Annotated in this window: 24 protein-coding genes, 4 tRNA genes and 2 pseudogenes; 19 read left to right on the top strand and 11 right to left on the bottom strand. The window is 63.7% G+C overall.

Going from position 1 to position 25,686, the window contains the following annotated elements; translation table 11 throughout:
- Position 1: 1 nt before the first annotated feature.
- The 5 genes from EG244_RS06070 (at position 2) to lexA (ending at position 3,937) form a co-directional block, all read left to right on the top strand.
- Positions 2-652: a uracil-DNA glycosylase gene (locus EG244_RS06070; RefSeq protein ID WP_124964124.1), complete on the top strand. Its 651-nt coding sequence runs from the start codon at positions 2-4 to the stop codon at positions 650-652.
- 56 nt (positions 653-708) lie between these two features.
- Positions 709-1,515: an indole-3-glycerol phosphate synthase TrpC gene (gene trpC, locus EG244_RS06065; protein WP_124964123.1), complete on the top strand. Its 807-nt coding sequence runs from the start codon at positions 709-711 to the stop codon at positions 1,513-1,515.
- Positions 1,515-1,985, top strand: coding sequence for a cyclic pyranopterin monophosphate synthase MoaC (gene moaC, locus EG244_RS06060; protein ID WP_124964122.1), 471 nt, complete (start codon positions 1,515-1,517; stop codon positions 1,983-1,985). Before trpC ends, moaC begins: the two co-directional genes overlap by 1 nt.
- A complete protein-coding gene (locus EG244_RS06055; RefSeq protein WP_124964121.1) occupies positions 1,982-3,160 on the top strand; it encodes a molybdopterin molybdotransferase MoeA in 1,179 nt (392 codons plus the stop codon). Before moaC ends, EG244_RS06055 begins: the two co-directional genes overlap by 4 nt.
- Before the next feature lie 78 nt (positions 3,161-3,238).
- Positions 3,239-3,937, top strand: a complete 699-nt coding sequence (gene lexA, locus EG244_RS06050; protein WP_124964120.1) for a transcriptional repressor LexA — start codon at positions 3,239-3,241, stop codon at positions 3,935-3,937.
- Between the two features lie 451 nt (positions 3,938-4,388).
- On the opposite strand, the gene EG244_RS06045 is transcribed toward lexA, so the two are convergent.
- Positions 4,389-6,356, bottom strand: coding sequence for a ComEC/Rec2 family competence protein (locus EG244_RS06045; protein ID WP_124964119.1), 1,968 nt, complete (start codon positions 6,354-6,356; stop codon positions 4,389-4,391).
- 164 nt (positions 6,357-6,520) lie between these two features.
- On the opposite strand from EG244_RS06045, the gene gltX reads away from it, so the two are divergent.
- From gltX to EG244_RS06030, 3 genes and pseudogenes are all read left to right on the top strand, one after another.
- On the top strand, positions 6,521-7,960 hold the full coding sequence (gltX, locus tag EG244_RS06040; RefSeq protein WP_124964118.1) for a glutamate--tRNA ligase: 1,440 nt from the start codon (positions 6,521-6,523) through the stop codon (positions 7,958-7,960).
- Positions 7,961-8,033: 73 nt separating this feature from the next.
- Entirely contained in the window at positions 8,034-9,329 is a 1,296-nt protein-coding gene (locus EG244_RS06035; protein WP_124964117.1) for a citrate synthase, read from the top strand.
- A 164-nt stretch (positions 9,330-9,493) separates the two neighbouring features.
- Positions 9,494-9,823 (top strand): annotated as a pseudogene (locus EG244_RS06030) (DMT family transporter); the annotation flags it as partial.
- Positions 9,824-9,830: 7 nt separating this feature from the next.
- On the opposite strand, the gene EG244_RS20330 reads toward EG244_RS06030, so the two are convergent.
- From EG244_RS20330 to EG244_RS06010, 4 genes are read right to left on the bottom strand one after another with little or no spacing between them, the layout of a single operon-like run.
- The gene (locus EG244_RS20330) at positions 9,831-10,073 is read right to left on the bottom strand and encodes a DUF2484 family protein (RefSeq protein ID WP_158617248.1); all 243 of its coding nucleotides are present in this window, start codon (positions 10,071-10,073) and stop codon (positions 9,831-9,833) included.
- 19 nt (positions 10,074-10,092) lie between these two features.
- Positions 10,093-11,499, bottom strand: a complete 1,407-nt coding sequence (murC, locus tag EG244_RS06020; RefSeq protein ID WP_124964114.1) for a UDP-N-acetylmuramate--L-alanine ligase — start codon at positions 11,497-11,499, stop codon at positions 10,093-10,095.
- A 3-nt stretch (positions 11,500-11,502) separates the two neighbouring features.
- Positions 11,503-12,597 carry a UDP-N-acetylglucosamine--N-acetylmuramyl-(pentapeptide) pyrophosphoryl-undecaprenol N-acetylglucosamine transferase gene (locus tag EG244_RS06015; RefSeq protein ID WP_124964113.1) on the bottom strand — a complete coding sequence of 365 codons (1,095 nt, stop codon included), beginning with the start codon at positions 12,595-12,597 and terminating at the stop codon, positions 11,503-11,505.
- Between the two features lies 1 nt (position 12,598).
- Positions 12,599-13,762 carry an FtsW/RodA/SpoVE family cell cycle protein gene (locus EG244_RS06010; protein ID WP_124964112.1) on the bottom strand — a complete coding sequence of 388 codons (1,164 nt, stop codon included), beginning with the start codon at positions 13,760-13,762 and terminating at the stop codon, positions 12,599-12,601.
- Between the two features lie 403 nt (positions 13,763-14,165).
- Between EG244_RS06010 and EG244_RS06005 the strand changes: the two genes are divergently transcribed.
- Positions 14,166-14,492, top strand: coding sequence for a DUF6280 family protein (locus tag EG244_RS06005; protein WP_124964111.1), 327 nt, complete (start codon positions 14,166-14,168; stop codon positions 14,490-14,492).
- 108 nt (positions 14,493-14,600) lie between these two features.
- Here EG244_RS06005 and EG244_RS06000 read toward each other — a convergent pair whose 3' ends face one another.
- The 5 genes from EG244_RS06000 to rlmB all read right to left on the bottom strand — a co-directional run bounded on the left by EG244_RS06000 (position 14,601) and on the right by rlmB (position 18,722).
- Complete coding sequence (locus EG244_RS06000; protein WP_124964110.1) at positions 14,601-15,098, bottom strand: hypothetical protein; 498 nt, start codon at positions 15,096-15,098, stop codon at positions 14,601-14,603.
- A 70-nt stretch (positions 15,099-15,168) separates the two neighbouring features.
- Entirely contained in the window at positions 15,169-16,554 is a 1,386-nt protein-coding gene (locus EG244_RS05995) for a TolC family outer membrane protein (RefSeq protein ID WP_124964109.1), read from the bottom strand.
- 32 nt (positions 16,555-16,586) lie between these two features.
- The gene (locus EG244_RS05990; RefSeq protein WP_124964108.1) at positions 16,587-17,234 is read right to left on the bottom strand and encodes a protein-L-isoaspartate O-methyltransferase family protein; all 648 of its coding nucleotides are present in this window, start codon (positions 17,232-17,234) and stop codon (positions 16,587-16,589) included.
- Positions 17,235-17,349: 115 nt separating this feature from the next.
- Positions 17,350-17,781 (bottom strand): CoA-binding protein, encoded by a 432-nt coding sequence (locus EG244_RS05985; RefSeq protein WP_124964107.1) that lies wholly within the window; start codon positions 17,779-17,781, stop codon positions 17,350-17,352.
- Positions 17,782-17,942: 161 nt separating this feature from the next.
- Complete coding sequence (gene rlmB, locus EG244_RS05980; RefSeq protein WP_124964106.1) at positions 17,943-18,722, bottom strand: 23S rRNA (guanosine(2251)-2'-O)-methyltransferase RlmB; 780 nt, start codon at positions 18,720-18,722, stop codon at positions 17,943-17,945.
- A gap of 292 nt (positions 18,723-19,014) precedes the next feature.
- On the opposite strand from rlmB, the gene EG244_RS05975 reads away from it, so the two are divergent.
- The 4 genes from EG244_RS05975 to EG244_RS05965 all read left to right on the top strand — a co-directional run bounded on the left by EG244_RS05975 (position 19,015) and on the right by EG244_RS05965 (position 20,044).
- A tRNA-Tyr gene (locus EG244_RS05975) sits at positions 19,015-19,098 on the top strand.
- Positions 19,099-19,180: 82 nt separating this feature from the next.
- Positions 19,181-19,264 (top strand) — tRNA-Tyr (locus EG244_RS05970).
- Positions 19,265-19,346: 82 nt separating this feature from the next.
- Positions 19,347-19,430, top strand: a tRNA-Tyr gene (locus tag EG244_RS20325).
- A 353-nt stretch (positions 19,431-19,783) separates the two neighbouring features.
- Positions 19,784-20,044 carry a hypothetical protein gene (locus EG244_RS05965; RefSeq protein ID WP_199737817.1) on the top strand — a complete coding sequence of 87 codons (261 nt, stop codon included), beginning with the start codon at positions 19,784-19,786 and terminating at the stop codon, positions 20,042-20,044.
- 257 nt (positions 20,045-20,301) lie between these two features.
- Here the strand turns inward: EG244_RS05965 and EG244_RS05960 are convergent, their stop codons facing one another.
- Entirely contained in the window at positions 20,302-21,117 is an 816-nt protein-coding gene (locus EG244_RS05960) for a helix-turn-helix domain-containing protein (protein ID WP_124964104.1), read from the bottom strand.
- Between the two features lie 208 nt (positions 21,118-21,325).
- Here EG244_RS05960 and EG244_RS05955 point away from each other — a divergent pair, with 208 nt between their 5' ends.
- The 6 genes and pseudogenes from EG244_RS05955 to EG244_RS05930 all read left to right on the top strand — a co-directional run.
- Positions 21,326-21,625, top strand: coding sequence for a hypothetical protein (locus EG244_RS05955; RefSeq protein WP_124964103.1), 300 nt, complete (start codon positions 21,326-21,328; stop codon positions 21,623-21,625).
- A gap of 32 nt (positions 21,626-21,657) precedes the next feature.
- Entirely contained in the window at positions 21,658-22,566 is a 909-nt protein-coding gene (locus EG244_RS05950; protein WP_124964102.1) for an MBL fold metallo-hydrolase, read from the top strand.
- Positions 22,567-22,654: 88 nt separating this feature from the next.
- A tRNA-Asn gene (locus EG244_RS05945) sits at positions 22,655-22,729 on the top strand.
- Between the two features lie 129 nt (positions 22,730-22,858).
- Positions 22,859-23,920, top strand: coding sequence for a DUF6538 domain-containing protein (locus tag EG244_RS05940; protein ID WP_124964101.1), 1,062 nt, complete (start codon positions 22,859-22,861; stop codon positions 23,918-23,920).
- A 289-nt stretch (positions 23,921-24,209) separates the two neighbouring features.
- Positions 24,210-24,737, top strand: a complete 528-nt coding sequence (locus EG244_RS05935) for a site-specific integrase (protein ID WP_158617247.1) — start codon at positions 24,210-24,212, stop codon at positions 24,735-24,737.
- Positions 24,738-25,107: 370 nt separating this feature from the next.
- Positions 25,108-25,686 (top strand): annotated as a pseudogene (locus tag EG244_RS05930) (IS481 family transposase); the annotation flags it as partial.

Below are 25,686 nucleotides of genomic sequence, written 5' to 3'. Positions count from 1 at the left end.
CATGACCGCGATCCCCCCGCCCGCCCCCTGGGCGGATCTGCCTTTCTTCAAAGACCGCTGGCCTGCGCTGGAGGCGCGGCTTGCAGCAGAAGAAAAGCCCTGGCTGCCGGGCCCCGCGCGGGTTTTTGCGGCGCTGGCGCTGCCGCCGGAAAAGGTGCGGGTGGTGATCCTGGGGCAGGACCCCTACCCCAATGCGCGTCACGCCATGGGGCTGGCGTTTTCGGTCCCGCCGGGCACCCATCCGCTGCCGCGCTCGCTCGCGAATATCTTTCGTGAGCTTCATGATGATCTCGGTGTGGCGCGACTCTCGGGCGATCTGAGCCCCTGGGTCGAACAGGGCGTTTTGCTGCTGAATCCGGTGCTGAGCCTGCCTGAGGGCGAGAGTTTCGGCCATAAATCCTGGGGCTGGCAGGAGCTGTCACGTCAGGTGCTGGCCCGCGTCGCCGAAACGCCCACGGCCTTTGTGCTTTGGGGCAAACCCGCTCAGGGCTTTGCGGCCCCCCTGATCCAGGAGGGCGGCCATCTGATCGTCGCTTCGGCGCATCCCTCGCCCCTTTCGGCCTCGCGCGGGTTCTTCGGCTCGCGGCCCTTCTCGCAGGTGAATGACTGGCTTGCCGCCCGCGGCGCGCCCCCGATCGACTGGGCTGCCTGAGCGCCCGCTTCCCTTTCGCGCCTCCCCGCGCTAGCACTTGTCAAGGAGGACCCGCCATGTCCACGATCCTGGAACGCATCAAAGCCTATAAACTCGAAGAGATCGCTGCCGCGAAAGCCGCCGTGCCGCTCTCGGATCTGCAGGCGCAGGTCTCCGCAGCCCCCGCCCCGCGCGGCTTTGGCGCAGCGCTGAACAAAGCCTCCAATGCAGGCTACGGCCTGATCGCTGAGATCAAAAAGGCCAGCCCCTCCAAGGGTCTGATCCGCGAAGATTTCGACCCCGCCGCTCTGGCCCGGGCCTATGAGGCGGGCGGCGCGGCCTGCCTGTCGGTGCTGACGGATACTCCCTCCTTTCAGGGCGCGCCTGACTTTCTGGTGCAGGCCCGCGAAGCCTGCAGCCTGCCCTGTCTGCGTAAAGATTTCCTCTACGACACCTGGCAGGTTCAGGAGGCCCGCGCCTGGGGGGCGGATTGCATTCTGATCATCATGGCCTCGGTCGATGATGCCCTCGCGAAAGATCTCGAAGATGCCGCCACGGATCTGGGCATGGATGTGCTGATCGAGGTGCATGATCTGCCCGAGCTGGAGCGCACCGCCCATCTGCGCTCGCCGCTGATCGGGATCAACAACCGCAATCTGCACACCTTTGAGGTGACGCTGGATGTCACCCGGCAGCTCTCGCGCCGCGTCTCGGAAGAGCGTCAGGTGGTCTCGGAATCGGGTCTCTTCACCCCCGCCGATCTGGCCGATATGGCGCAGTATGGCGTGCGCCGTTTCCTGATCGGCGAAAGCCTGATGCGTCAGGCCGATGTCGCAGGCGCCACCCGCGCGCTGCTGGCGCAGCCGCTGACCGGGGCGCTGTGATGCTGACGCATTTTGACGCCGCAGGTCAGGCGCATATGGTGGATGTCTCGGAAAAAGCTGAGACATCGCGGATGGCGATCGCCAAAGGCTTTGTGAAGATGAGCACTGAAACCCTGGCTCTGGTCTCCGAAGGTCGCGCCGGAAAGGGCGATGTGCTGGGGATCGCGCGTCTGGCGGGCATTATGGCGGCCAAAAAGACCGCCGATCTGATCCCGCTGTGCCATCCGCTGCCGCTGACCAAAGTCGCGCTGGAGCTGACGGCGGATCCCGCGCTTCCCGGCGTGCAGATTGAAGCCACGGTAAAAACCGCCGGGAAAACCGGGGTTGAGATGGAGGCGCTGACCGCCGTCTCGGTGGCGGGTCTCACGGTTTACGACATGCTGAAAGCTGCTGAGAAAAGTATGGAAATCGGCGGCATCCACCTGAGCGTCAAAGAAGGCGGCAAATCCGGCCGATACGAGGCAGAATGATCTCCGTCGCCGAAGCCCTTGAGCGGCTGCTGTCGCTGGCAGCCCCCCTTGCCTCTGAAGAAGTTCCGCTGGCCGATGCCGCGGGACGGGTGCTTTTGGGCGAGGTGCAGGCCACCCGGGCGCAGCCGCCCTTCACGGCTTCGGCGATGGACGGCTATGCCGTGGCCGGGGATCCGCAGCCCGGTGAGACGCGGACCGTGATCGGTGAGGCCCAGGCAGGCGGTGCCTGGACGGGCCGGATCGGCCCCGGCGAGGCCGTGCGGATTTTCACCGGCGCGCCGCTGCCCGAAGGCGCGGATCGGGTGGTGATCCAGGAAAACGTCACCCTCACCCCTGAGGGCATCACCGTCACTGAGACCAGCCCCACCGCGCATATCCGCCGGGCGGGGACCGATTTTGCAGCCGGGCACCGGTTCTCGGGTCCGCGCCTGCTGCGCCCGGCCGATCTGGCGCTGCTCGCTGCGATGAATGTGGCCCGTCCGCAGGTGGCCCGCCGCCCCGTGGTGGCGCTGATTGCCACCGGAGATGAGCTGGTTCTGCCGGGTGAAACCCCGCGCGAGGACCAGATCATCTGCTCAAATACCTTTGCCATCAAAGCCATGGCCGAAGCGGCTGGCGCGAAAGTGCGCCTGATGCCGCTGGCCCGCGACCGGGTTGAGGCTTTGCGCGATGTCATTGGCCTTGCCGCGGATGCGGATGTGATCGTCACCATCGGCGGTGCCTCTGTGGGGGATCATGATCTGGTGGCGGGCGTGGCGCGCGACATGGGCGTCGATATGGCCTTTCACAAGGTCGCCCTGCGCCCCGGCAAGCCGCTGATGTCGGGCCGGCTTGGCGGCGCGGTCTTCCTGGGTCTGCCGGGCAATCCGGTCTCGGCCATCGTCTGCACCCATCTTTTCCTGCTGCCGCTGCTGCGCCGCCTGCAGGGCCTGCAGGATGTCGCACCGAAGCCGCGCCGTGCGGCTCTTGCGCAGCCGCTTGAGGCCAATGGCAATCGGGCGCATTACATGCGGGCCGTGGTCGAAGAGGGCGATACCGGCCCGGTCATCTACGCGGGCGACAACCAGGAGAGCGCTTTCCTCGTGCCGCTCTCAGAGGCCAATGCGCTTTTGCTGCGCCCGCCTCATGCGCCCGCCGCCGCTGCCGGGGCGCAGGCGCTCTGGCTGCCAATCTAAGCCGAAATCCCAGGCAGGATTGACACAAACCGGGAACGGTGGCAGAACACAGGATGAAACTTCTGCCGGAGGACCGGGATGCTCACTCGCAAACAGCTCGAACTGCTGGACTTCATCCGCGGCCGTGTGGATGCAGAGGGTGTACCCCCCTCTTTTGATGAAATGAAAGAGGCGCTGGACCTCAAGTCCAAATCCGGCATTCACCGCCTGATTACGGCGCTCGAAGAGCGCGGCTTTATCCGCCGTCTCGCCCACCGGGCCCGCGCCATTGAGATTTTGCGCCTGCCCGAAGCCATGGAGCGTCGCGAAAGCCGCAACCGCGCGGCGCGGGCGGAACCCGCCCCTTCCCCTTCATCCCAGCCCAGCCCCCCGCCCGTGCCCGGGATCATCCATGCGATGGAACTGCCGGTCATGGGCCGCATTGCGGCGGGTGTGCCGGTGGAGGCGATTTCGCATGTCTCGCATCACGTGGCGGTGCCAGGCTCGATGCTCGGGGGGCGGGGGCAGCATTTCGCCCTCGAGGTCCGGGGTGATTCGATGATTGAGGCCGGGATCAATGACGGCGATATCGTCGTGATCCGCCAGCAGGCCACGGCAGACAACGGCGATATCGTCGTGGCGCTGATCGAAGAGCAGGAAGCGACGCTGAAGCGCTATCGCCGCAAGGGCGGTCAGATCGCGCTTGAGGCCGCGAACCCCGCCTATGAGACCCGCGTTCTCCCCGAAGGCGCAGTCCGCGTTCAGGGCCGTCTGGTTGGTCTGATCCGCAATTATTAAGCCGCGGCGGCCCTGCCGGGAGGCCCCCGGCAGGGCGCTTTTGCCGGTGGTCGGGTGGGGCATCGCCCGGATTCTCCGGCATGCGGGTCGCCGTTTCAGTGGTCCCTGCTGCTCGCGGGTCGCGCTTTCGCCCGCCGCAGATATTGCAGCGCTGAACTCTGTGCTGAGCCGCAGGCTTGCGGGGGCCGCGATAATGGCATCGCTGTGACCTCGGGGGACAGGACTTGAGAGAGAGATGAGTGTCACTTCGGCCGAACGAAGGACTGTCCTGCCCGCTTAGTGACAGTCTCTCCGAAGGGCCCGGACGAGGCGCAGGGGCGGTTCAGCAGCCCCCGGGGCTTAACCACACTGCCCCGCTTTCCGGCAAAGCTGCGCTGACAGACCGGCTTCCCCCCCCCTTCGCAAACTGCGATCGACCGTATGGCCACCGCTCTGCCTGCCCCGTCTTGTGTTACGGAAAGCGCAGCGGAGCCGGGGTCCAGGATTTGGGCGGCGCGTCACGGGCGCGGCGGACCTGAGCGCCGCCCGCTCCGTCCGGACTGAGGGCCAAAGCCCCCGCCTTCGCCAGATAAAGCGCATCAAAGATACGGCAGGCGCCGGGGTTCTCCGGCGCGGGCAGCGTCAGGATCACCAGATCAACACCTTCACACAGCTCCCCCTCTGGAAGGCGGCGCAGATAGCGCCCCCGCAGTTCGCCCAGATGAAAACGGCGATCATCCGGGGGGCCGGTAAACCCGGCCCGCGCCGCCGCCCGCGCGGGGGCTGCGCGGTCGGCGTCCGCCGCGAGCCAGGACCGCGCGGCAAATCCCGCTCCGCGCGCGTGAGAAAGCGCGCGCCCCTCTGGGGTCATCAGCCCCAGCAGACGCCCGTCCGCCGAGACGAGAAGCGCGGGCCTGTCGGGCAGCGCAAACGCACTTAAGCCCAGCAGCAGAAACGCAAATCCCAGCCACTTAACCCGCCCCGCCGACAGGACCAGCATCATGCCACCCAGGCTCAGCAGCGGCAGGCCAAAGCGCTGCGGGCGCGCCACGGGCTGCACCATCCCGTCAAACCCGGCGGCAAAAGCGGCGATCTGCAGCGTGGCCCAGGTCCCCGCCTCCAACATCATGCGCGCCGGAGCCTCCAGCCCGAAGGGGGCCAGCACCGCCATCAGCGCCCCTCCCGGCATCACCAGAAAGCCCATCAGCGGGGATACCAGCAGGTTCGGGAGCAGGCCGAGAGGCGTGGCACGGTGGAAATGCGCCGCCGCATAGGGCGCGCTGGCCAGCCCCGCAAGGCCCGATCCCGCGACCACCAGCAAAAGGGGCGCCAGCCTCGGCGGCAGGCCGCGCCTCCGCAAAGCCTCCAGCCCCGCAATCAGGGCGGTCGTGGCGGCAAAAGACATCTGAAAGCCAGGCTCGGTCAGCCCCTCGGGCTGCAGCATCAGAATAAGGAGCGCCGCAAGCCCCACCGAATGCAGCGACAGCGCCCGGCGGTCCGCCAGAATCGCGCCCAGCATCACCGTCACCATGATGAAGGCCCGCAGCGTGGCCACATCGCCGCCCGAAAGCACCAGATAAAAGACCGAGACCGGCAGCGCCGCCGCCGCCGCCAGCTTATGCGCCGCAAAGCGCATCGCCAGCGCAGGCGAAAGCGCGATCAGAAAGCGCAGTGCCTGATAGACGAAGCCCGCCAGCAGGCTCATATGGACGCCCGAAATCGAGACCAGATGATAAAGGTTCGAATCCCGCAGATCGGCCACGGCCCCCGCCCCCATCCCAGAGCGGTCCCCCGTCAGCATGGCGGCGGCGAAGGCCCCCGGCTCTCCCGGAATGCGCGCCTGGATCGCCGCGGAAAGGCGCATCCTGAGGCGCGCCACCGCGGCCGATCCCGCCTCTGCGGACGGGGCGACCATCAGAACCGGGCTGCGCGCCGATCCCACCGCGCCGAGCCCCTCAAACCAGGCGTGGCGCGCAAAGTTAAAGCCCCCCGGCTCCGCCGGTCCCTCCGGCGGGGAAAGCCAGGCCATGGTCATGACCCGCATTCCAGGCTCGGGCGGCTGGCTGTCATACTGGGGCAAAAGCGTCAGACGCAGCTTTTCAGGCCAGTTGGCGCGGCCCGTGGGGCGCAGCTGGTCCAGCGTGATCCGCATCCGGTCCGCCGCGCTGCGGTCAATATGGATCACCCGCCCCTCCACCGGGCCGTAATAGCGCCCCGTCAGCACCGGGGCGGCAAGGCTTCGGGCGCGCAGCTCTGCCGCCAGAAATCCCGCCGCTGCCGCCGCCAGCGCGAGGGCCGCCAGAAACAGCCGGTAGTGACCAAACCGATGCGCGGCAGGCGGCAGAACCAGCAGTACCCCCGCCCCAAGACAGGGCAAAATCCCCGGCATTCCGGGCCAGGAAAACCACGCCCAGATCCCAAGCGCGACCGGCAGCGGCATCCAGGGCAGCAGCCGTCCGCCCTGTCGTTTAGGGCCGAAGCGCTGTCTTTGCCCCTGCCCCCCGCGCTGCCCTGACACTTGCCGCGCCCCCCTCAATTTTCTAGACAGGCATATCCGAAGCTACGCCTGTGATAGTTTCTCAAAGGTTAACCGAAAGGCCCCCGATGACCGGCCCCACCAACCTCTCCGACACCCGCCCCGTGGTCACGCGCTTTGCTCCCTCGCCCACCGGATACCTGCACATCGGCGGCGCACGCACCGCGCTGTTCAACTGGCTTTACGCCCGTGGCCGTGGCGGCAAATTCCTGCTGCGCATCGAAGACACCGACCGCGAACGCTCCACCCCCGAGGCCACTGCCGCGATCCTTCAGGGTCTGACCTGGCTCGGCCTTGACTGGGACGGCGAGGCGATCAGCCAGTTTGAGCGCGCGCCCCGCCATGCCGAAGTCGCCCATGAGATGCTCGCCCGCGACCGCGCCTATAAATGCTTCTCCACCGCCGCCGAAATCGAGGCCTTCCGCGAGGCCGAGAAGGCCGAAGGCCGCTATCCGGTCTTCCAAAGCCCCTGGCGCGACGCCGATCCCGCGACCCATCCCGATGCCCCCTATGTGATCCGCATGAAGGCGCCGCGCGAAGGCGAGACGCTGATCGAGGATGCCGTTCAGGGCACGGTGCGGGTGAAAAACGCGACGCTCGATGACATGATCGTGCTGCGCTCGGACGGCACCCCGGTCTATATGCTGGCGGTGGTGGTCGATGACCACGACATGGGTGTGACCCATGTGATCCGCGGCGATGACCACCTCAACAACGCCGCCCGCCAGCAGATGGTCTATAACGCCATGGATTGGGAAGTGCCGGTCTGGGCGCATATCCCGCTGATCCACGGGCCCGACGGCAAAAAACTGTCGAAACGCCACGGCGCGGTGGGCCTGCATGAATATGCCGCCCTCGGCTATCCGGCCTGCGCGATGCGCAACTATCTCAGCCGCCTCGGCTGGGCGCATGGCGACAATGAGTTCTTCTCGGACGCTCAGGCGCTGGAATGGTTTGATCTGAAAGGAATCGGCAAAGCGCCCGCGCGCCTCGACTTTAAGAAACTCGAAAACCTTTCCGGGCAACATATCGCTGCCATGGAGAATGAAGCCCTGCTGCGCGAAATCGAAGCCTTCCTGACCGCCGCGGAACGCCCCGCCCTGACTGCGGCGCAAAAACCGCTGCTGCTTGCGGGCATGAACAGCCTGAAGGAACGCGCAAAGACCTATCCGGAACTTCTGGACAAAGCCGCCTATATCCTCAGCGACCGGCCCCTCTCGCCGGAGCCGAAGGCGCTTGCCGCCCTCGATACTGTATCCCGTGGTATACTGAACCAATTGACGCCGCGCCTTGAGGGTGTTAGCTGGGAACGCGAGGCGCTGGAGGCACTTGTTGCTGAAATCGCCGCCGAACACGGGCTGGGAATGGGTAAGATCGCAGCGCCTTTGCGGGCAGCTCTTGCAGGTCGCTCAGTAACGCCTAGTGTCTTTGATATGATGCTGGTCCTTGGCCGGCAGGAGACGATCGCGCGGCTGACGGAGGCTGCGGTCTGGCCCGAGGGGGCCTGAGCCCTTCGTCAAGCGGCAAGACTTTCGCCGGGGGACAACGTCTGCCCCCCGGCCCGAAGAAGAGGGACCACGGATGTCGACGCCAACCAGGATCGCTAAGCTGACACTCGACGATAAGACCTATGACGTGCCGGTGATGTCACCGACCGCAGGTCCGGACGTCCTCGATATCCGCAAGCTCTACGCCCAGGCGGATGTCTTCACTTTCGATCCCGGCTTTACCTCGACGGCATCGTGTGAATCGACCATCACCTATATCGATGGCGACAAGGGTGAACTGCTCTATCGCGGCTACCCGATTGAGCAGCTGGCCGAGCAATCGCACCACCTCGAAGTCTGCTATCTGCTGCTCTACGGGGAACTCCCGACCGCAGCCCAGCTGCAGGACTTTGAGAACCGTGTGACCCGTCACACCATGGTGCATGAGCAGATGCACAACTTCTTCCGCGGCTTCCGCCGCGATGCCCACCCGATGGCGACCATGGTCGGCGTCGTGGGCGCGATGTCGGCCTTCTATCACGATTCGACCGATGTGAATGACCCCTGGCACCGCGAAGTCTCGGCGATCCGTATGATCGCCAAGATCCCGACCATCGCCGCCATGGCCTATAAATATTCGATCGGCCAGCCCTTCGTTTACCCGAAGAATGAGCTGTCCTATTCGGCCAACTTCCTGCGCATGTGCTTCGCCGTTCCGGCCGAAGACTATGTGGTGAACCCGATCCTCGAAAAGGCCATGGACCGCATCATGATGCTCCATGCCGATCACGAGCAGAACGCCTCGACCTCGACCGTGCGTCTGGCAGGCTCCTCGGGCGCTAACCCCTTCGCCTGTATCGCAGCCGGCATCGCCTGCCTCTGGGGCCCGGCCCATGGCGGCGCCAACCAGGCCTGCCTTGAGATGCTGCGCGAAATCGGCACCGTTGACCGTATTCCGGAATTCATCGCCCGCGCTAAAGACAAAAATGACCCCTTCCGCCTGATGGGCTTTGGTCACCGCGTCTATAAAAACTTCGACCCGCGCGCCAAGGTCATGAAGGAATCGGCTGATGAGGTGCTGAACCTGCTCGGCATCCACGACAACGAGACCCTCAAGGTCGCCAAGGAACTCGAGCGTATCGCCCTCGAAGACCCCTATTTCGTTGAGAAAAAACTCTACCCGAACGTCGATTTCTACTCGGGCATCATCCTCGAGGCCATGGGCTTCCCGACCTCGATGTTCACCCCGATCTTCGCGCTCTCGCGTGCGGTGGGCTGGATCGCCCAGTGGAAAGAAATGATCTCGGATCCGGCAGGCAAAATCGGCCGCCCGCGCCAGCTTTACATCGGCGCTGCCGCCCGCGACTACACCCCGGTCTCGGCCCGCTGATCCCAAAGTCAAAAGCGCCGCCCCCTCCCCGGGGGCGGCGTTCTTCTTTGCTTTGGCTTTTTAAAAATACTCCGGGAGGGGTCCGGGGAGGGCAGCGCCCGCCCCGGCCTGTCTCCTGTGTCCCGAAGGCCTGAGGAGATCAGCATGGCCCCTGCCCCCCCCTCTCCTGGCTCGCCCTTCTCACTGCGATCACCTTTGAAGTTGCAGGCTCTTCCGCCCTGCTGAAATCGGCACAGTTCACCCGGCTCTGGCCGACGGTGATCATGCTGATCTGCTACGGCTGCGCCTTCTGCGGGCTGTCGCTGGCCCTGCGCCACATCCCCTTAGGGGTCGCTTATGCGATCTGGTCCGGCGTCGGCATCGTGCTGACCGCGCTGATCGCCTGGACGGTCTTTGGTCAGAAACTTGATGCCCCGGCGCTGATCGGAATCGGCTTCATTCTGACCGGCGTCCTGATTATGAACGTCTTTTCAAACACATCTGCCCACGGCTAAGGCGACGTCAGTCGCGCAGGCCCCGCCCGGTCAGCCGCGGCAGACGGCAGCGCATCAGCACCGCCGCCCCAATCAAAAGCCCGCCCAGCCCCGCCAGCGGGCCCAGACCATAGGTAACCCAGCCCAGATAAGGCACGCCGGTGACCACCAGGGCCACCCGCGCCGCGCCACCAAGCGCCAGCCCCCGTCGCGAGGTCACCACCAGAGCAGCCACCAGCCAGAGCGCGCCTGCGGTAAGGATCAAAGCCATATTGCTGCCGGTCGCGCAGTCACGAGGCCAGACGCTGCGGCAGGCCATTGGCCCAGGCCGAGATCGTGCCCGCCCCCAGACAGACCACGAAATCCCCCGGCCGCGCCTGCTCACGCACAAGGCGCTCCAGATCGCTTTCATCCAGGATTGCCCGGGCATGGCGATGGCCATGGGCGATCAGCCCGGCCACCAGATCATCGCGCTCGGCACCCGGGATCACATCTTCGCCGGCGCTGTAGACTTCGGCGATGGCCACCACATCCGCCTCGTTAAAGCAGGTGCAGAAGTCCTCAAAAAGGCTCGACAGCCGCGAATAGCGGTGCGGCTGGTGCACGGCAATCACCCGGCCCGAGGTCGACTGACGCGCCGCCTTCAAAACCGCGGCGATCTCAACCGGGTGGTGGCCATAATCGTCGATGATGGTCACACCGCCGACTTCGCCCACCTTGGTAAAGCGGCGGTTCACACCGCCAAAGCCCGCAAGCGCGGCGCGGATATCTTCTTTCGACATGCCCAGGTGACGCGCCACTGCCACCGCCGACAAGGCGTTGGACACGTTGTGATCGCCCGGCATCGGCAGGCGGCAGCCCTCGATGACCTCGCCCTCGCCTTCACCCTGAAGCGCCACGTCGAAATGCGCGACACCCGCCTGATAGGTCAGATTGACCGCGCGCACATCGGCCTGGGCGTTGAAGCCAAAGGTCACGATGCGGCGGTCGGTGACGCGACCGACCAGCGACTGCACTTCCGGATGGTCGGTGCAGCAGACCGCCAGACCATAAAAGGGAATATTCGAGACGAAATCCGTAAAGCCTTTGCGCAAAGCGTCAAAGCTGCCCCAGTGCTCCATATGCTCAGGGTCGATATTGGTCACAATAGCAATGGTCGCGGGCAGACGGTTGAACGAGCCATCGGACTCATCCGCCTCAACCACCATCCATTCGCCCGCCCCCGCCCGGGCGTTGGAGCCATAGGCATGGATCACGCCGCCGTTGATGACGGTCGGATCAAAACCGCCCTTATCGAGCAGCGTCGCCACCATGGTCGTGGTGGTGGTTTTACCATGGGTCCCGGCGACCGCCACATTGGACTTCAACCGCATCAGCTCAGCCAGCATCTCAGCGCGGCGCACCACCGGAAGGCCGCGACGGCGGGCCTCTTCCAGCTCGGGGTTGCCCTTTTTGATCGCCGAAGAGATCACCACAACCGCCGCCTCGCCGATATTCTCCGCGCGCTGACCCTCAAAGAAAACCGCGCCCAGAGTAACCAGGCGGTCGGTGATCTTAGAGGCCTTCGCATCAGAGCCCTGCACCCGGTAGCCCAGCGTGATCAGCACCTCCGCAATACCGGACATGCCAATGCCCCCCATTCCAACAAAATGGATGGGACCCAGTTCATGCGGCAGTTTGGTGGCGGTGATATTCATCGTTCAGGCAGTCCTGGCAAGTTCACTGACAAGGGTCACAAGAGTCCCGGTGGCGTCGGGCCGGCTCGCGGTAAGGGCGTTGTGCGACATCTGCAGCGCCGCCTCGGGTTGCGATAGCAGAAAGGCCGTGGTCTCCGCCAGTGCCGCAGGGCTGCATTGCGCCTCGGGCATCAGAATGGCGGCCTCAGCAGTCACCAGCCCGCGGGCGTTGGCGGTCTGGTGATCCCCGGTCGCCGCGGCATAGGGGATCAGGATTGCGGGCCGCCCGATCACCGAGATATCGGCCACCGAAGACGCGCCTGAGCGCGAGATCACCAATTGCGCCTCGGCCAGACGCGCGGGGATGTCGTTGAAGAAGGGCTGCACCTCGGCGCGGATCCCGGCCGCGGCATAGGCTTCCACCACGCGGTCGCGATCCTCAGCCCGGGCCTGATGGGCGATGTTAAGGTTACGCCGGATCTCTTCGGGAAGTGCCGCCATGGCCGCGGGCACCACGTCCGAGAGGATCCTTGCGCCCTGACTGCCGCCGATGATCAGCAGGTTCATCGGGTAATCGCCCGGCACAATATAGGGCGCGCCCGCCCGCTCCAGCACCGAAGCGCGCACCGGATTGCCGGTGTGAATGCCCTCAACGCCGGCCGGCAGATCGGTGGGCCAGGTGCCGCAGGCGACCTTATGGACCCGTTTTGCAAAGAGCCGGTTCACTTTGCCAAGGACGCCGTTCTGCTCATGGATCATACGCGGGATGCGCAGCGCCGTGGCCGCACTCAGCGCCGGGATCGACGGGTAGCCGCCAAAGCCCACCACCACCGCGGGGCGGTCTTTCAGCATCGAAACCATGGCCGCCGCCACGCCCCCCGCGATGCGAAACGGCACCAGGGCTTTGCCCACAGCGCCACCGCGCGCGAAGGTTGCGGCGCTGACCTTCTCAATCGCGACCTGGGCGGGGAAGCCGCCGGCATAGCGCGCGCCGCGCTCATCGGTCGAGAGTTTCACCCGCCAGCCGCGGGCAATCATCGCCTCGGCCAGGGCCTGAGCGGGGAACATATGGCCGCCGGTTCCCCCGGCGGCGATCAAAAGCAGCGGTGCCTGGCTCATGTCAGACCCTCCGGCGGAAGAAATCACTGATCTGGCCCTGCGGGCGGTGACGGGTCATGGCAAACAGCATGCCCAGCGTGATGCCCGCCGCCACAACCGACGAGCCGCCATAGGACACGAAGGGCAGCGTCATCCCTTTGGTCGGCAAAAGCCGCACCGCCACGCCCATATTCACCATGGCCTGAACCGCAAAGATACAGGCCAGCCCCGAGCCTGCCAGCCGGATGAAGGGATCGCGCTCCCGCGTCAGCCGCATCAGCGAGCGCATCAGGATGGCCGCATAAAGAAAGAGGATGATTGAGACGAGGACGACGCCATATTCTTCAGCCGCCACGGCGATGATGAAGTCGGTATGCGCGTCGGGCAGCTGCCATTTCACCTGGCCTTCGCCCACGCCCACGCCAAAGAAGCCGCCGTTTTGAATGGCGGTGGTGGCATAGCCGATCTGGGTGCGCGGATCGATCTCAGCGGCCAGATAGCCGTTGATGCGGCTGGCGAAGTGATCCGAGCTGCCATAGGCCACAACGCCCCCGGCGGCGATCAACCCGCCAACGATCAGCAGAATGCGCATCGGCGCGCCGGAGATGAAATAGACCACCCCCCAGCCGAACAGCACCAGCGAGGCCTGCCCGAAGTCGGGCTGCAGCACCAGAAGTGCCACCACGATGATCAGCAGCCCGAAAGACCAGGCGCGCCCGGGCGGGCCGTTCAGATCCTGCGCCGCGGCCATCAGCCAGGCTGTGACGATGATAAAGCCGGGCTTCAGAAACTCAGAAGGCTGCACCGAGCCAAAGCCGATCGAGAACCACCGGATGGCGCCCTTGCCGTAGTTCGTCCCGAAGAAGGGCAGCAAAAAGAGCGAGACAAGCGTAAAGGCAAAGAGCACAATCCCCAGACGCCGGATCTGTCGCGGCTCCATCATGGAGACGAGGACCATTGCAATAATTGCAAGGCCACCGAAGGCCAGCTGCCGGGTCACATAGTAGAAGGCCGGCTGGTCATTGCGCTCTGCCAGCGGCACGGAGGCCGCAAGACCCAGCAGAAGACCGATGCTGAAAAGCGCGATCACCGCCCCCATCGACCACTTGTCGATGGTGCGCCACCAGCGCGGAAGAACCGGATCCCCCGCCCGCGCGGGCAGAGTGCCATGCACCATATCCGTCATTGCAGACCGCCTGTTTTGTCGTTGTTCTTTTTAAATAAAACTGCCCGTCCGGCCCTTTGTCATAAAGGCCGCCCGCCTGTGCGGATCTTGGGAGGCATCTTAGCCTGAGGCCCGGCTTCTTGGCCAGCAAAAAGGCAGGTCAAGGGGGGAAATCACGAGAGCGTGCCCCTGCGACAATGACGCAGGGGCTGCGCCTTGACAGAAGGCGGCAGCGCCCCCACATCCGTCCCAGTATTCGCCGGTCTAGCGCTAAACTGACGACCTTCACACCCCGAGTTATGCGCAGGTTGCATGGCAGGCATTCCAAATGGGTATTTCCCCGGAGTGCAAAAAGGGCCTAAGTCAGGTCGGACGTCTTAAGACGCATGACTGAACCCCAACACGACTATCCAAGGACGACGAAATGGCTGATTTCGTTGACGGCAGCGCATTTAACTTTGAGCAGGGCCAGCGCGCACGCAAGCTTTTTGCAGCCGTTGTACTCGCCGCTCTCGATGATGCGATCGCTGACGACAAAAAATATGGCAACGGACCTGAGCAGATCGCCCGCTGGGCGCGGTCACGCGATGGCCGTGAAGTGCTGTCCTGCGCCGGGATCGACCCGAACGAGCGGGTGGTCAAAGGCCTGATGGAATTCGTTGCCAAAGGCGTGCGCACCTCGGTCGCACTCTCGCGCGAAGAATCAGAGCGCCGCGCGGCTCTTGAAGCCGATATGCACGACGCTGCCTGATTTCAAAGATCTGACCGGCTTCCGGTCAGACAGATGACGAAAGCCGCGCCCCCTCAGGGGCGCGGCTTTCGTTTTAGTCCAGGGGCCCCTGCCGAAGAAAGTACGGGCTCAGTCGCGCCGCGTGGCCGAGACGGCCAGCACACGCGCCACTTCGGCACGCACGATCCGGCGGATGTTGCGGGTCACCCGCTCGCCCAGATCGCCCTGAAGCTCTTCGCGCAGCACATCGCGGATCAGGCTGCGCAAAATTTCTTCATCGCGGCGGGCCTCTTCCTCGGCCTCAGCCTCAGGCTCATCGGGCCAGGACAGAAAGCCTGCGTCCTGCGCGGAACTGTCCTCAGGCGCGGTGATGAAGGGGGCCTCTTCTGCGGCGAGATCCGCATCGCGGGCGGCGAGGTCTGCCTCAATCCCGGTCAGGCGCTGCGAGGCGCCATCTGCAGCCGGTCCGTCGACCCGCAGCGCGGGTGTCAGCATCAGCCGCGCCGGGCGTGCTGCCGCAAGGCGCAGCGGCGGGACGGCGGCGGCCACACCCGGCTCCTCCGTCACAAGGCGGCGGAGCGAGGAAAGCACCTCATCGGCACCCGCATGTCTGGTCTGTTCGGTCATCGATCCCGGCCTGTCTGCCACAACCCGCTCATGCTATCCGCTTGCAGGCGGTGTCACAACCGCGCGCCGCTTACTTCCGCCCGCTGGACTGCAGAATGCGGTCCAGTCGCTGGCCCTGCGGCGAGGTCACCGGGGCGGATTTGACGGCATTGTAATAGGCGCTGACGTCATAGGTCGGAATGCCAAGCTTCAGGTGATCCACGGTCAGATAGCCCATGGCGGCAAGCAGGCTGTAACTCGCAACATACTGACGCGTCACGGCTTCGAGACGGCTGGCCTGGGCGCTCAGAAGCTCCTGCTCGGCGTTGAGCAGATCAAGCGTGGTGCGGGCGCCAAGGCGGGTCTCCTCGCGCACGCCATCAAAGGCGGCGCGGGCCGCAACGATCTGCTGGTCCACCGCGCTGATCGAAGCCCCGGTCACAAAGCGGATAGCCCAGGCTTCGCCCACCGCCTGCTCAACCTGAGCGACGGTGTAGTGCAGCTGCGCGCGCACCGCATCGCGGTTGGCAATCGCGCGGCGATGCTCTGACGACAGCGCCCCGCCCCGGTAGATCGGCTGCGACAGGCGCAGACCCAGCGTGCGGTCGGTCATGCCCTGGTTGTCATGCGACAGACCCGCACTCAGCGCCACATTGGGGCCCATGGCGGCTTCGGCGATTTTGACGTTCAGATCCGCGGCGGTCAGCTGATGCTGCACCTGACGGATGGCGTAATGCTGCTGGCGCGCGATGCGCTTGGCCTCATCGACACTGCGGGCGGTGACGGGCTGGCGCGGCGGCGCGCTCAGGCGGCCCGGGGGCTTGCCGACGGCCAGCTGATAGGTTTCGCGCCCGACCAGCACATCGCCCTCAGCCGCGGTCAGCTGCGCGCGCGCAGCGGCAAGGCGGGCTTCGGACAAAGCGACATCGGTGCGGGTGATCTCGCCCAGCTCAAAGCGGTCGCGGGCGGCCTCCATTTCGCGGGCCAGCACGCGCACGTTGCCCTGACGCAGCGCCACGATATCCTGCGCAAGACGCAGCCCCATATAGGCCTGCACGGCCGAGAGAAGCACGTTCTGCTCAACCCCGATCAGGGCCTGGCGGGTGGCGAGCACCGATTCCTTTGCAGCCTGAACCGCAAGCCGCGAGGCACCGCCGTTATAAAGCACAAGGCTGGCGGTCAGCGAGGCGGTGGTCGACAGCGCCTCCACACGGGTCTGCGCCCCGCCTGCAAGCTTCACGTCGTTTTTCGCATAGCCCGACTGCAAGACAAAATCGATCGTCGGACGCAAAGCAGCAACCGAGCGCGCCACACCCTCATCGGTGGCGCGCAGCAGCGCACGGTTCTGCTCAAGGAGTTGCGAGTTGCGATAGGCCAAGACCAGCGCATCCCCAAGCGTTTCAGAAAATACCGGCGCTGCGGTCATCACGACCGCTGCCAGCCCCATCATCAGCGTCCGGGCTTTGCTGATCACCATTCTGAACCCCTGTTCCGCCCCTCTGCAGGGCTTTAAAGCGCGAACTCCGGCCTGCGGGAAAAATCTGCAAGCACCGGTGCCGTGGCATTAAACGCATCACGCCAGGCAATTCCGTCGCCGGTTTTCACACCAACCCGCACCACACCCACGGCCGATTCCATAAAGAGCGCAGCGATGCGGCCGCCCTCTTTCAACTGTGCAGGAAGGGCCGCCGGAATCTCTTCGACACCGCCCTCGATCACGATGACATCATAGGGCGCCTGCGCGGCGCAACCGGCGCTCAGCGCGCCCGTAACAGCCGCCACATTGTCCACCGAAGCCAGACGGGTCGCGGCCCCTGCGGCCAGCGCCTCATCTTCTTCCAGCGCAACAACGGCCTGTGCCATTTTGCCGATCACAGCAGCCGAATAGCCAAGCGCCGATCCCACATCGAGAACCAGCTCATCGCTTTGAATATTCACGGCATCGAGCAGTTTCGCGAAGGTGCGCGGCTCAAGCAGCACGCGGCGCGGCGCGACAACCAGATCCTCGCCCATATAGGCCGCCTCAATCAGGTGATCCGGGACAAAGCTTTCACGCGGAATATCCAGCATGGCAGCGATGACGGGGTATTTGGTCACGTCCGAAGGCCGAATCTGGTTGTCGACCATCATCACACGGCGCGCGGCAAAATCCGACATGGGCAGGCCTTTGATAGTGTTAATCTTGTGCGACGTTCTGCCACAAAGCTTCGGGCGGAGCAACTGCTGCCGCGGAGAGAGCCACAGCGCCACGCGGCGCTGCGGCTCTGATGCATCAGCCCGCGCGCAGGCGGTGCTCAACTTTCAGGCAGCGGTCTTCGACGAAAATGAGGCCCTTTTCAGCCGCCAGTGCCCGCGCCTCAGGACTGATCACCCCCATCTGCAGCCAAAGCGTGCGCAGATGCGGCAGATGCTGCACGGCTTCCGTGGCAATCGCGGCCACATGATCAGAGCGGCGGAAGACATCCACCGTATCCACCGCGATCTCAGGGGGGATGTCCGCGAGAGAGGCGTAAACCTTTTCGCCCATCAGCACCTGACCGGCGAGACCGGGGTTCACGGGGATAATCCGCAGACCTGCGTTTTGCATATAGTGCGACACCCCCCAGACCGGGCGGTCGTGATTGGCCGAAAAGCCCACCACGGCGACCACCCGGACCCCGGAAATGGCGCGATCAATTGAAATATCAGCGGAATTTTGCGTCATTCTCTCCCCCTCAGAAAAAGAAAAATGGCGCCCGGGCTTTACGACCAGGCGCCAGTCACGGAACGAGGGACAGTGAGACGCAGCGCGGGGGTTCCGACCCCGCACCTGTTACAGATAACGCGCAATCTGCGAAAAAGTAGCAGCCTCGCGAAACTGTGATCTCACTTCCCGCGGGCCGCTTCATAAAGCGCCACGGCGGCGGCATTCGACACGTTCAGAGAGCCGAAATCGCTGCCATAAGGAACGCGGACCAGCGCATCGCAGGTCTCACGGGTTTTCTCACGCAGACCCGGGCCTTCGGCGCCCATCACCAGGGCAATCGGACGGCCATTTGCCGAGGCAACGCCCTCCGCCAGGGTCTGCTCTGCATCGCCATCAAGGCCCAGAAGAATATAGCCCATGTCCCGCAGCGTCACCATGGCCTCAGAGAGGTTGGTCACGCGCAGATAGGGCTGCCGCTCCAGCGCGCCGGAAGCGGTTTTCGCCAGAGCGCCGGTCTCAGGGGCCGAGTGGTGGCGCGGGGCGATGACAGCGCGCGCACCAAAGACTTCGGCCGAGCGCAGGATCGCGCCGACGTTATGCGGATCGGTCACGCGGTCGAGCAGAACAACCAGGGGCTTGCCCTCACCACCGGCGGCCACATCGCTGAGGCTGCCCCAGTCCAGCGCCTTCACCTCAAGCGCTGCGCCCTGGTGCACCGAGTCCGGGTCGATCGGCGCGCTGAATTTGCGCGGATCTTCAATCTCCGGCTCCATGCCCGAGGCTTCGATTGCATCGGCCAGTTTGTCGGCGGCATTGCGCGTGAGCAAAAGGCGCAGCTTTTCGCGGTTGGGGTTCATCAGCGCGTCGCGCACCGCATGCAGGCCGAAGAGCCAGACGGTCTCTGCGGCTGAGGCGCGGCGCGAGCGTTCTTTATCAATCACCCAGGACGGTTTTTTCATTGTCTGTCTCCTGACGGCAGGATGCGCTGCCAAATCTATCCGCGCAAGGGCGGCGCAACCCCCCCGTTCTGCACAACAGATCGTCCGGGGCCAAAGCAGTGGCCCTCGTGCCGTGTTTCGCGGTCCTGCGCAAGAAGCCAGGCTGTCGCCACCCCTGCCCCAAAGCGAATGAACAGCCCCTAACCCTGTGGCGGCAAACTTTTTTCCTGAAATTTCGGGAATTTGCATTTTCCCTGAGAGAGAGCCCTTGACGCCCCGGTGGTGCCCCGGTAGACAGCCCTCACACAGCGTCGGGCGACGTGCTGCAAGGTGCGGCAGCGGACTGTAACTCCGCCGGGGAGACCCACGCCTGGTTCGATTCCAGGGTCGCCCACCATTTCCTTCGGGGAGGGTATGACAGCTGTGATGAGGGGACCGCCTTCGGGCGGTTTTTTCAATAAATGAAGCCTTCAAGCTTCGGGCGACGTGCTGCAAGGTGCGGCAGCGGACTGTAACTCCGCCGGGGAGACCCACGCCTGGTTCGATTCCAGGGTCGCCCACCATTTCCTTCGGGGAGGGTATGACAGCTGTGATGAGGGGACCGCCTTCGGGCGGTTTTTTCAATAAATGAAGCCTTCAAGCTTCGGGCGACGCGCTGCAAGGTGCGGCAGCGGACTGTAACTCCGCCGGGGAGACCCACGCCTGGTTCGATTCCAGGGTCGCCCACCACTTCCCCTCCTAAGATCGCGGAAACTGGTGACTGCTGTTTCAGCCCTATGCTGGCTGTCGGCATGAACGTGCCTGTTGCCCGCGATCCTGCCCATCTGCGTCAGATCCTCGTTTCGGCCTCTGGCCTGTGAAAGGCGTAACCCGCCAACCTCCGGGGACCAGACAGCCCCCCTTTCCGCGCTCTTTCGGCAAAGCTTCGCCTTCGCCGCAGATTGTGACCCGGCCGCGCCTGTCATCGCCGCGCAGTCCGGTCTATGATGCCCGCCCGGCGTGTTGGCCCCTGCGGTCCCAGGCCCCTGAAATATCCGAGGATTCCCGTGCAGGCTCAGGCTCCCGCTTCCGCTCCGCAGTCCGTGTCATCGCTGATCGATGATGCGAGCTTCCGTCACCTTACCCATACGCTGCGCGGCGTGCATTCCGCACGCGTGCGGTTTTACGGCACCGACAGCGCTTATGAGGGCGAGATCATCGCCCTGCTGCTCGCGCTCGAAATCTCGGTGGAGAGCGAGCATATCTCTCGTATCGCGCCGCCGCCGCGTCAGCGCTTCAGCTTTCAGTTCCAGGGCCGTCACGCGACGATCACTGTGGCCGAAGGTCTGCCGCTGCGCGCCTGACAACAGGCGGTCTCAGCGGGTGACGGCGAAAGCGGTCACCCCCTGAGACCGCATCAAGGTGCGGGCATCAATGATGTCACTGAAAGCGGAAGACCCCTGTCGCTGAACGGGGGACCGAAAAGCCGCCCATGCCTGCCGGAGTTTGCCGCCCAAACCCTTACCCGGGCGCATTTTCGCCAATGGGGACGTCAGCGCCCCGCGGATGACAGAGCGTCACTCTGACAAAGCGCCTGCAGCCGACAATCGGATCCCCCGGATTAGAACAGATCCGTGCTGTCGAGGGCCTGACGCACCTGCGCCGGCAATGCCTCAGCCGCAAGCATCCCGCAGCCCCTTGCGGCGCGAAGCAGATCCCCCCGCCCGGTCCCCACCCGTTCGGCCAGAAGAGGCGTCATGCGCGACGCGCCCGCCATGTGGCGGCGCGCCAGCACCGAGATCCCCCGCAGATAGAACGAGGAATGCGGGACGCCGAATTCAAGGAAGGTAAAGGTCACGACCGTCTCGCTCTCGGCGCGGGTGTAAAGCTTTACCCCGTCAAAGGCCTGCACCACCACCCCGGCCCAGTGGTTTTTGCGCGCAAACCGCCGGGTGCCGCTACGAATGGCATAGGGATAAACCTCCCAGCCATCCACATGCTTCACGGCGCCCGCACGGCGCACCCGCCAGATCCCCGAGACATAATTGCCGGGGCTGGAAAAAGAACGCCGCCAATAGCGGTAATACCCATCGGGAAAGAAATAATCGTCAAAGGGCCGACTGCCCTCGGGCAAAAGCACCTCGCGCAGAATGGGATCGGACTGGCTCCCTGCCAGCGGCTGGATCTGCGACAATGGCTCCAGCAGAATACGGCCATCGACACCAAAATAGTCGCAGATCTTTTTCAGAACATCCTGCCTCGGGCAGGCCTCGCCGGTCAGAAACCGGTGAAACTGCGTACGGTTCAGCTGAAGGTCCCTGCACAGGGCGGCGATTGAGGGGCCCGCCTGCAACAGCTGCCTGAGGTTTTCCGAGAACACCATCCGAACTTCAGGCGGCGAAGCAGCGCGACGGGGGGTAGGCGTCTGAAATGTCATCCTGAACTCTTTCACGCTATCCACTCTGCTAAATTCGGGAAATTCGCAATTTGGTAATCAATTACAATATTTCACAACCTTAGCGTGCAACTCAATACTTTTACTTAATAACCTGACACAAATCTGCAGCTTTGCTGTCACAATCTCAAGCTCCATGATTGCAGGCAATCGTGTGTTAACCAGTAACCTGTTTAAAATGGAGGGGAATTTGGAAGCTATTGTCCTGGCTCGATCCTCAAAATCACAGGCTTATATCCTGTGGTGCGAAGATCAGGGTGCGCTTGCGATACTACCTCTCTCTGCCTGCGGGCGAGAAATGCCGAAGGTGGGCGACCTTCTCCACGTCGTACTGCAGGAAAACGGTCCTGCGCGTATCTGCTCCTCCTTTTCGATCGTCGCGCCGGGCGCTTTGCCGGAAATCGCGCAGATCCTGACGAAGGTGGCCGGTTCGCGCACAAAGCCGAAACGGGAAAATCGGGTGTATCTTTCTCTCGTCGCCCCGGTCTAACTGCTTTTGCAGTGCCGCAGGAGAGAAAGACCATGCCGAGCGATCCGATTGATGCCGCAGTCCCGGGCCAGCCCGTCAGTCTCACGCAGAATCTGCGCGTGCTGCGCGCGGCCAATCCCTCGCCCCTCACAGGCTCCGGCACCAACAGCTATCTGATCGGTCGCGGAGAGGTTACCGTCCTCGACCCCGGACCTGCCGACCCCGCACATCTGCAGGCTCTCCTGGCCGCTCTGCGCCCGGGAGAGCGCATCACCCGCATTCTCATCAGCCATGCGCACCTTGATCACAGCGCCCTTGCCCCCGCCCTGAAAGCGGCCACCCATGCGCCGGTGCTGGCTTTTGGAACCGCGCGCGACGGCCTGAACCCCGCCTGGCAGGGGCTGAGCGGTCTGGGCGGCGGAGAGGGGTGCGATCACAGCTTCACGCCCGATATCCGGCTCGCCGACGGGCAGATCCTGACCGGGGACGACTGGCAGCTTGAGGCGCTGCACACGCCCGGACATCTCGGCAATCACCTTTGCTTTGTGATGGGAGAGGGGATTTTCTCGGCTGATCTGGCGATGGGCTGGGCCACGAGCATCGTCTCTCCGCCCGATGGCGATATGTCGGATTATATGGCCTCGCTCGACCGGCTGATCGCGCGCGCGCCAAAGGTGCTCTGGCCGGGGCACGGTGCACCGGTCGACCCCGCGCTCCCCCGTCTTGAGGCACTGCGCGCCCACCGGTTGAGCCGCGAAGCGCAGATTCTGACGGCCCTGCACGACGGGCCCGGCACCGCCGCCGAGCTTGCCGCGCGGATTTATACAGAGGTCGATCCCTCGCTTCTGCCCGCCGCGAGCCGCAATGTGCTGGCTCATCTGCTCGACCTCAGCCAGCGCAGGCTGGCCGCTGCCCACCCCGCCGCCACCCGCGACGCGCTATGGTCACTGCCCGAGGCGTGACAGGACAGGGGCCGTTGAAAAATCTTCAAAAAATCTTCTTTTTTGCTCTGGACGGCACCGAACACCATAGCTATACCACCCCACATGTTCCGGCGTAGCTCAGCGGTAGAGCAGTTGACTGTTAATCAATTGGTCGTAGGTTCGATCCCTACCGCCGGAGCCAAAATCATCTGACGCTCTGATGAATTTGGTATTTTCGCGCAAATAGCGCGAAAACCATGTGGGTGTGATACGCATCACACTCGGAAGAGATGCCGTTAATCGGATTTGCCCTGTCCATTAAGGGTATCCTATGGCTTTCCAATCGCATCTCTACCGTCGTGGCGCTTCCTATGTCTGGCGCCGCCGCCCCCCTGCCCGCGCGGGTGGCAGGATCCTCCAAATCAGCCTTCGGACGAATGAACCGTTGATTGCACGACGCCGTGCTGCAATCGTAACGGTCGAGAGCAACAACCTGTTTGATGCCATGTCCGTCCAAGGCCTGACCGTCGCTGAAGCCCGCAAATTCCTCAAGTTCATCATTGAGCGCGAGCAAAAGAAGATTGCGATCTTCCGCGCCGATGTGCGCCACAGGGGCGATTCCGAAAGCAATCAGGCGCAGGATTGGGCTATGGGCACTGCTTTGCGCATGATCGCCCAGCATGGCGCGGGAGCAGCCCCGCTCACGGATATGCAAGCCGAAGCCCTCCATATCGAGGGCCGCAGTCAGGTTGAGGTGACCCTGCTGCGCGAGAACATTGAGAACAACGTCGCGCTCGCCACCAGCACCCCGCAGGACAGGCACGGCAGCCAGATTTTAGACCAACTCCAGACTGCCATCGGCCGCCAGGATATTGGTGCGGCTGACTTTCTGGTCGCACGGAATAAATATATCCAGGGCCGTGCTGCAGCCTATATTCAAGCCGCCAAGGACACGACAGTCGGGTTCGACGAGGCCCTTCAGATTGCGGAGACCCTTGCCAGTCCCGCGGCAGCGCTTCAGCCACAGATCGCACAGCCTGTTGTTCGGGCCGACAAGGTCGCCGCCTACTCACCAGCCTGGGAAGATCTCATCGCGCGCTTCGAGGTGCAGCAGCGCAAGGCAAAGGTCAAAGCTCTGAGTATCGATCAAAAGCTCAGGATATACCGCCTGTTCGCCGAAGCGGCCGAGATCAGCGATCTCCGAGACATCCGGCAGGTTCATCTGGCGAAGTTCGTCGACCTGTTGAAGGCCCTGCCCAAGACCTATCGCAAGTCGAGCGCCGAGCAATCGATGTCACTGGCCCAGATTCTCAAGAGGGCCAGGAAGCTCCCGCTTGAAGAGCTCGGCCTGTCGCCTGCCACCATCAAGCGGAACCTCGGTTATCTGGGCTGATCTTCCGCAAGGCGATCAGCGAGGACTACAGGGACCTTGCAACCCTTGACACCAAAATCCTCAAACCCCGCGAGACGAAGCGCGCAAGGGACAAGCGACCGGCGCTGCAGACGGATGACCTCCTCCCCTCTTCGAGCACCCGATCTGGCGTGGAAATCTCCAGGGCAAAAAATGGCAGGAGCCCGGCCCGACAGTCGAGGGCGACGGGCTCTACTGGTTACCCCTGATCGCCGCCTTTACCGGCGCGCGACGCGCGGAAATAGGCGGCCTCACTCCAAGAGATGTGGGCATGATGTTTCACATCCCATTTAATCGCTTCGCTCCCAATAAAGTCAGAGGCGTAAAGAACCTCGCCTCGCCGCGAATGATCGCATTGCATCCCCAGCTGGTCGAGCTGGGCCTTCTGGACCGTGCAGCTAAGTTGCGCGAGGCAGGCGCTGATATGCTCTTCCCCGACCTGCGGATGCCGACCGAGGATAAGATCGGCGAGAAGATCGACTATAAATTCCGCCTCGCTCTCACGAAGCAATTGGTGGACGGGCGGGAAAAGAAAAGCTTCCACAGCTTCCGGCATTACGTGAACGCGCGCCTGAAGAAAGAAGGGGTCGCACCAGAGCTCCGCCTCGACATCATGGGACATGCGGGCGCAGACACGAACAGCGAAGTCTATACGGAAGCGATTGATCTGATCACCGCGAATGAGATCATCAACCTCCTGCCAAGGATCGAAGGGTCCTTCCCCCGAACAGCCATCGTCAAAGCGGATTTGACAAGCGTGATCTGTTTTCTGAGCACGGGCTGCGGCCGATCCAAGTAAAGCGCGACGCACACCCCGCACAGGCCACAGGGCCGCGTCGCGGTCGTCCTCGTAAAGTGCGGGCATGAGCTCTGCTCATGTCGTGAGCAGGACAGCGTCACCAACGCTAACTTGAAAAGAGCTTAGGTGTTTGATCCCACGGTTTGATGGTGAGATCTTTTCAAGGGAATGGAAGGATGCCCTATGGGACAAATTCGTCATGGAAGCGCCACGATCGAGCCATGGCACGCCACTGGTCCGAGTGAGCATGGCGAGGGCCCGCTGTCCGAGCTGCAATAATGAGGGCTTGCCCGCCATCGGCGCAACGGCAGGCCTGAATGATCGCAAGACGAAAGCCTGCCTGCCATTGGTTCAAAGGCAGGCTTGAGTGCTCTCGGAGCTAAGCCGGGAACTCGGGATCAACCCAAAGACGGTCACCAAGTGGCGGAAGAGGTCTTCGGTTGTAGACCGGAAGACGGGGCCGAAAGAGCCCCGTTCGACCGTTCTGACCGAGGGAGAAGAGGCTATTGTCGTGGCCTTCCGACGCCACACTCTGCTTCCCCTGGACGATTGTCTCTATGCCCTCCAGCCCGGCATCCCACATCTCAGCAGATCGGCTCTTCATCGGTGTTTGCAGCGCCACGGGATCTCAAAGCTGGAGGATGTCAGCGGCGATAAGCCCAAGCGGCAGAAGTTTAAGCGCACCCCGATCGGCTTTTTCCACATCGACATAGCCGAGGTGCAAACGGCGGAGGTATGAGGAGGATCAGCAAACGATCCGGGGGATCGTTTGCCCGACGATTGGCTGTATCTCTTTGTCGGCATTGACAGAACCAGTAAGTTCGCGGTGACCCAACTCGTCGACAAAGCGGATCGGAAAACCGCTTGGGAGTTCCTGGAATACCTCCTCAAAGCCGTGCCCTACCGGATCCATACCATACTCACCGATAATGGGATCCAATTCGCAGAT

The organism is Falsigemmobacter faecalis (assembly GCF_003863335.1).
In the GTDB taxonomy this organism is placed as follows: Bacteria; Pseudomonadota; Alphaproteobacteria; order Rhodobacterales; family Rhodobacteraceae; genus Wagnerdoeblera; species Wagnerdoeblera faecalis.
The sequence above is the reverse complement of the archived record's forward strand: the minus strand, read 5'-3'. Positions and strand labels throughout refer to the sequence as shown.

What these genes read in the sequence shown, in the direction of transcription:
- EG244_RS05950 (WP_124964102.1), top strand. Translation starts at nt 21,658, where the DNA reads ATGCCGAGCGATCCGATTGATGCCGCAGTCCCGGGCCAGCCCGTCAGT.
- murC (WP_124964114.1), bottom strand. Translation starts at nt 11,499, where the DNA reads ATGAATATCACCGCCACCAAACTGCCGCATGAACTGGGTCCCATCCAT.
- EG244_RS06015 (WP_124964113.1), bottom strand. Translation starts at nt 12,597, where the DNA reads ATGAGCCAGGCACCGCTGCTTTTGATCGCCGCCGGGGGAACCGGCGGC.
- EG244_RS20330 (WP_158617248.1), bottom strand. Translation starts at nt 10,073, where the DNA reads ATGGCTTTGATCCTTACCGCAGGCGCGCTCTGGCTGGTGGCTGCTCTG.
- EG244_RS06055 (WP_124964121.1), top strand. Translation starts at nt 1,982, where the DNA reads ATGATCTCCGTCGCCGAAGCCCTTGAGCGGCTGCTGTCGCTGGCAGCC.
- EG244_RS06010 (WP_124964112.1), bottom strand. Translation starts at nt 13,762, where the DNA reads ATGACGGATATGGTGCATGGCACTCTGCCCGCGCGGGCGGGGGATCCG.
- EG244_RS05960 (WP_124964104.1), bottom strand. Translation starts at nt 21,117, where the DNA reads ATGACATTTCAGACGCCTACCCCCCGTCGCGCTGCTTCGCCGCCTGAA.
- EG244_RS06000 (WP_124964110.1), bottom strand. Translation starts at nt 15,098, where the DNA reads ATGACCGAACAGACCAGACATGCGGGTGCCGATGAGGTGCTTTCCTCG.
- EG244_RS06035 (WP_124964117.1), top strand. Translation starts at nt 8,034, where the DNA reads ATGTCGACGCCAACCAGGATCGCTAAGCTGACACTCGACGATAAGACC.
- rlmB (WP_124964106.1), bottom strand. Translation starts at nt 18,722, where the DNA reads ATGAAAAAACCGTCCTGGGTGATTGATAAAGAACGCTCGCGCCGCGCC.
- trpC (WP_124964123.1), top strand. Translation starts at nt 709, where the DNA reads ATGTCCACGATCCTGGAACGCATCAAAGCCTATAAACTCGAAGAGATC.
- lexA (WP_124964120.1), top strand. Translation starts at nt 3,239, where the DNA reads ATGCTCACTCGCAAACAGCTCGAACTGCTGGACTTCATCCGCGGCCGT.
- EG244_RS06045 (WP_124964119.1), bottom strand. Translation starts at nt 6,356, where the DNA reads ATGCCGCTGCCGGTCGCGCTTGGGATCTGGGCGTGGTTTTCCTGGCCC.
- EG244_RS05940 (WP_124964101.1), top strand. Translation starts at nt 22,859, where the DNA reads ATGGCTTTCCAATCGCATCTCTACCGTCGTGGCGCTTCCTATGTCTGG.
- EG244_RS05995 (WP_124964109.1), bottom strand. Translation starts at nt 16,554, where the DNA reads ATGGTGATCAGCAAAGCCCGGACGCTGATGATGGGGCTGGCAGCGGTC.
- EG244_RS06005 (WP_124964111.1), top strand. Translation starts at nt 14,166, where the DNA reads ATGGCTGATTTCGTTGACGGCAGCGCATTTAACTTTGAGCAGGGCCAG.
- EG244_RS06070 (WP_124964124.1), top strand. Translation starts at nt 2, where the DNA reads ATGACCGCGATCCCCCCGCCCGCCCCCTGGGCGGATCTGCCTTTCTTC.
- EG244_RS05985 (WP_124964107.1), bottom strand. Translation starts at nt 17,781, where the DNA reads ATGACGCAAAATTCCGCTGATATTTCAATTGATCGCGCCATTTCCGGG.
- gltX (WP_124964118.1), top strand. Translation starts at nt 6,521, where the DNA reads ATGACCGGCCCCACCAACCTCTCCGACACCCGCCCCGTGGTCACGCGC.
- moaC (WP_124964122.1), top strand. Translation starts at nt 1,515, where the DNA reads ATGCTGACGCATTTTGACGCCGCAGGTCAGGCGCATATGGTGGATGTC.
- EG244_RS05990 (WP_124964108.1), bottom strand. Translation starts at nt 17,234, where the DNA reads ATGTCGGATTTTGCCGCGCGCCGTGTGATGATGGTCGACAACCAGATT.
- EG244_RS05935 (WP_158617247.1), top strand. Translation starts at nt 24,210, where the DNA reads ATGATGTTTCACATCCCATTTAATCGCTTCGCTCCCAATAAAGTCAGA.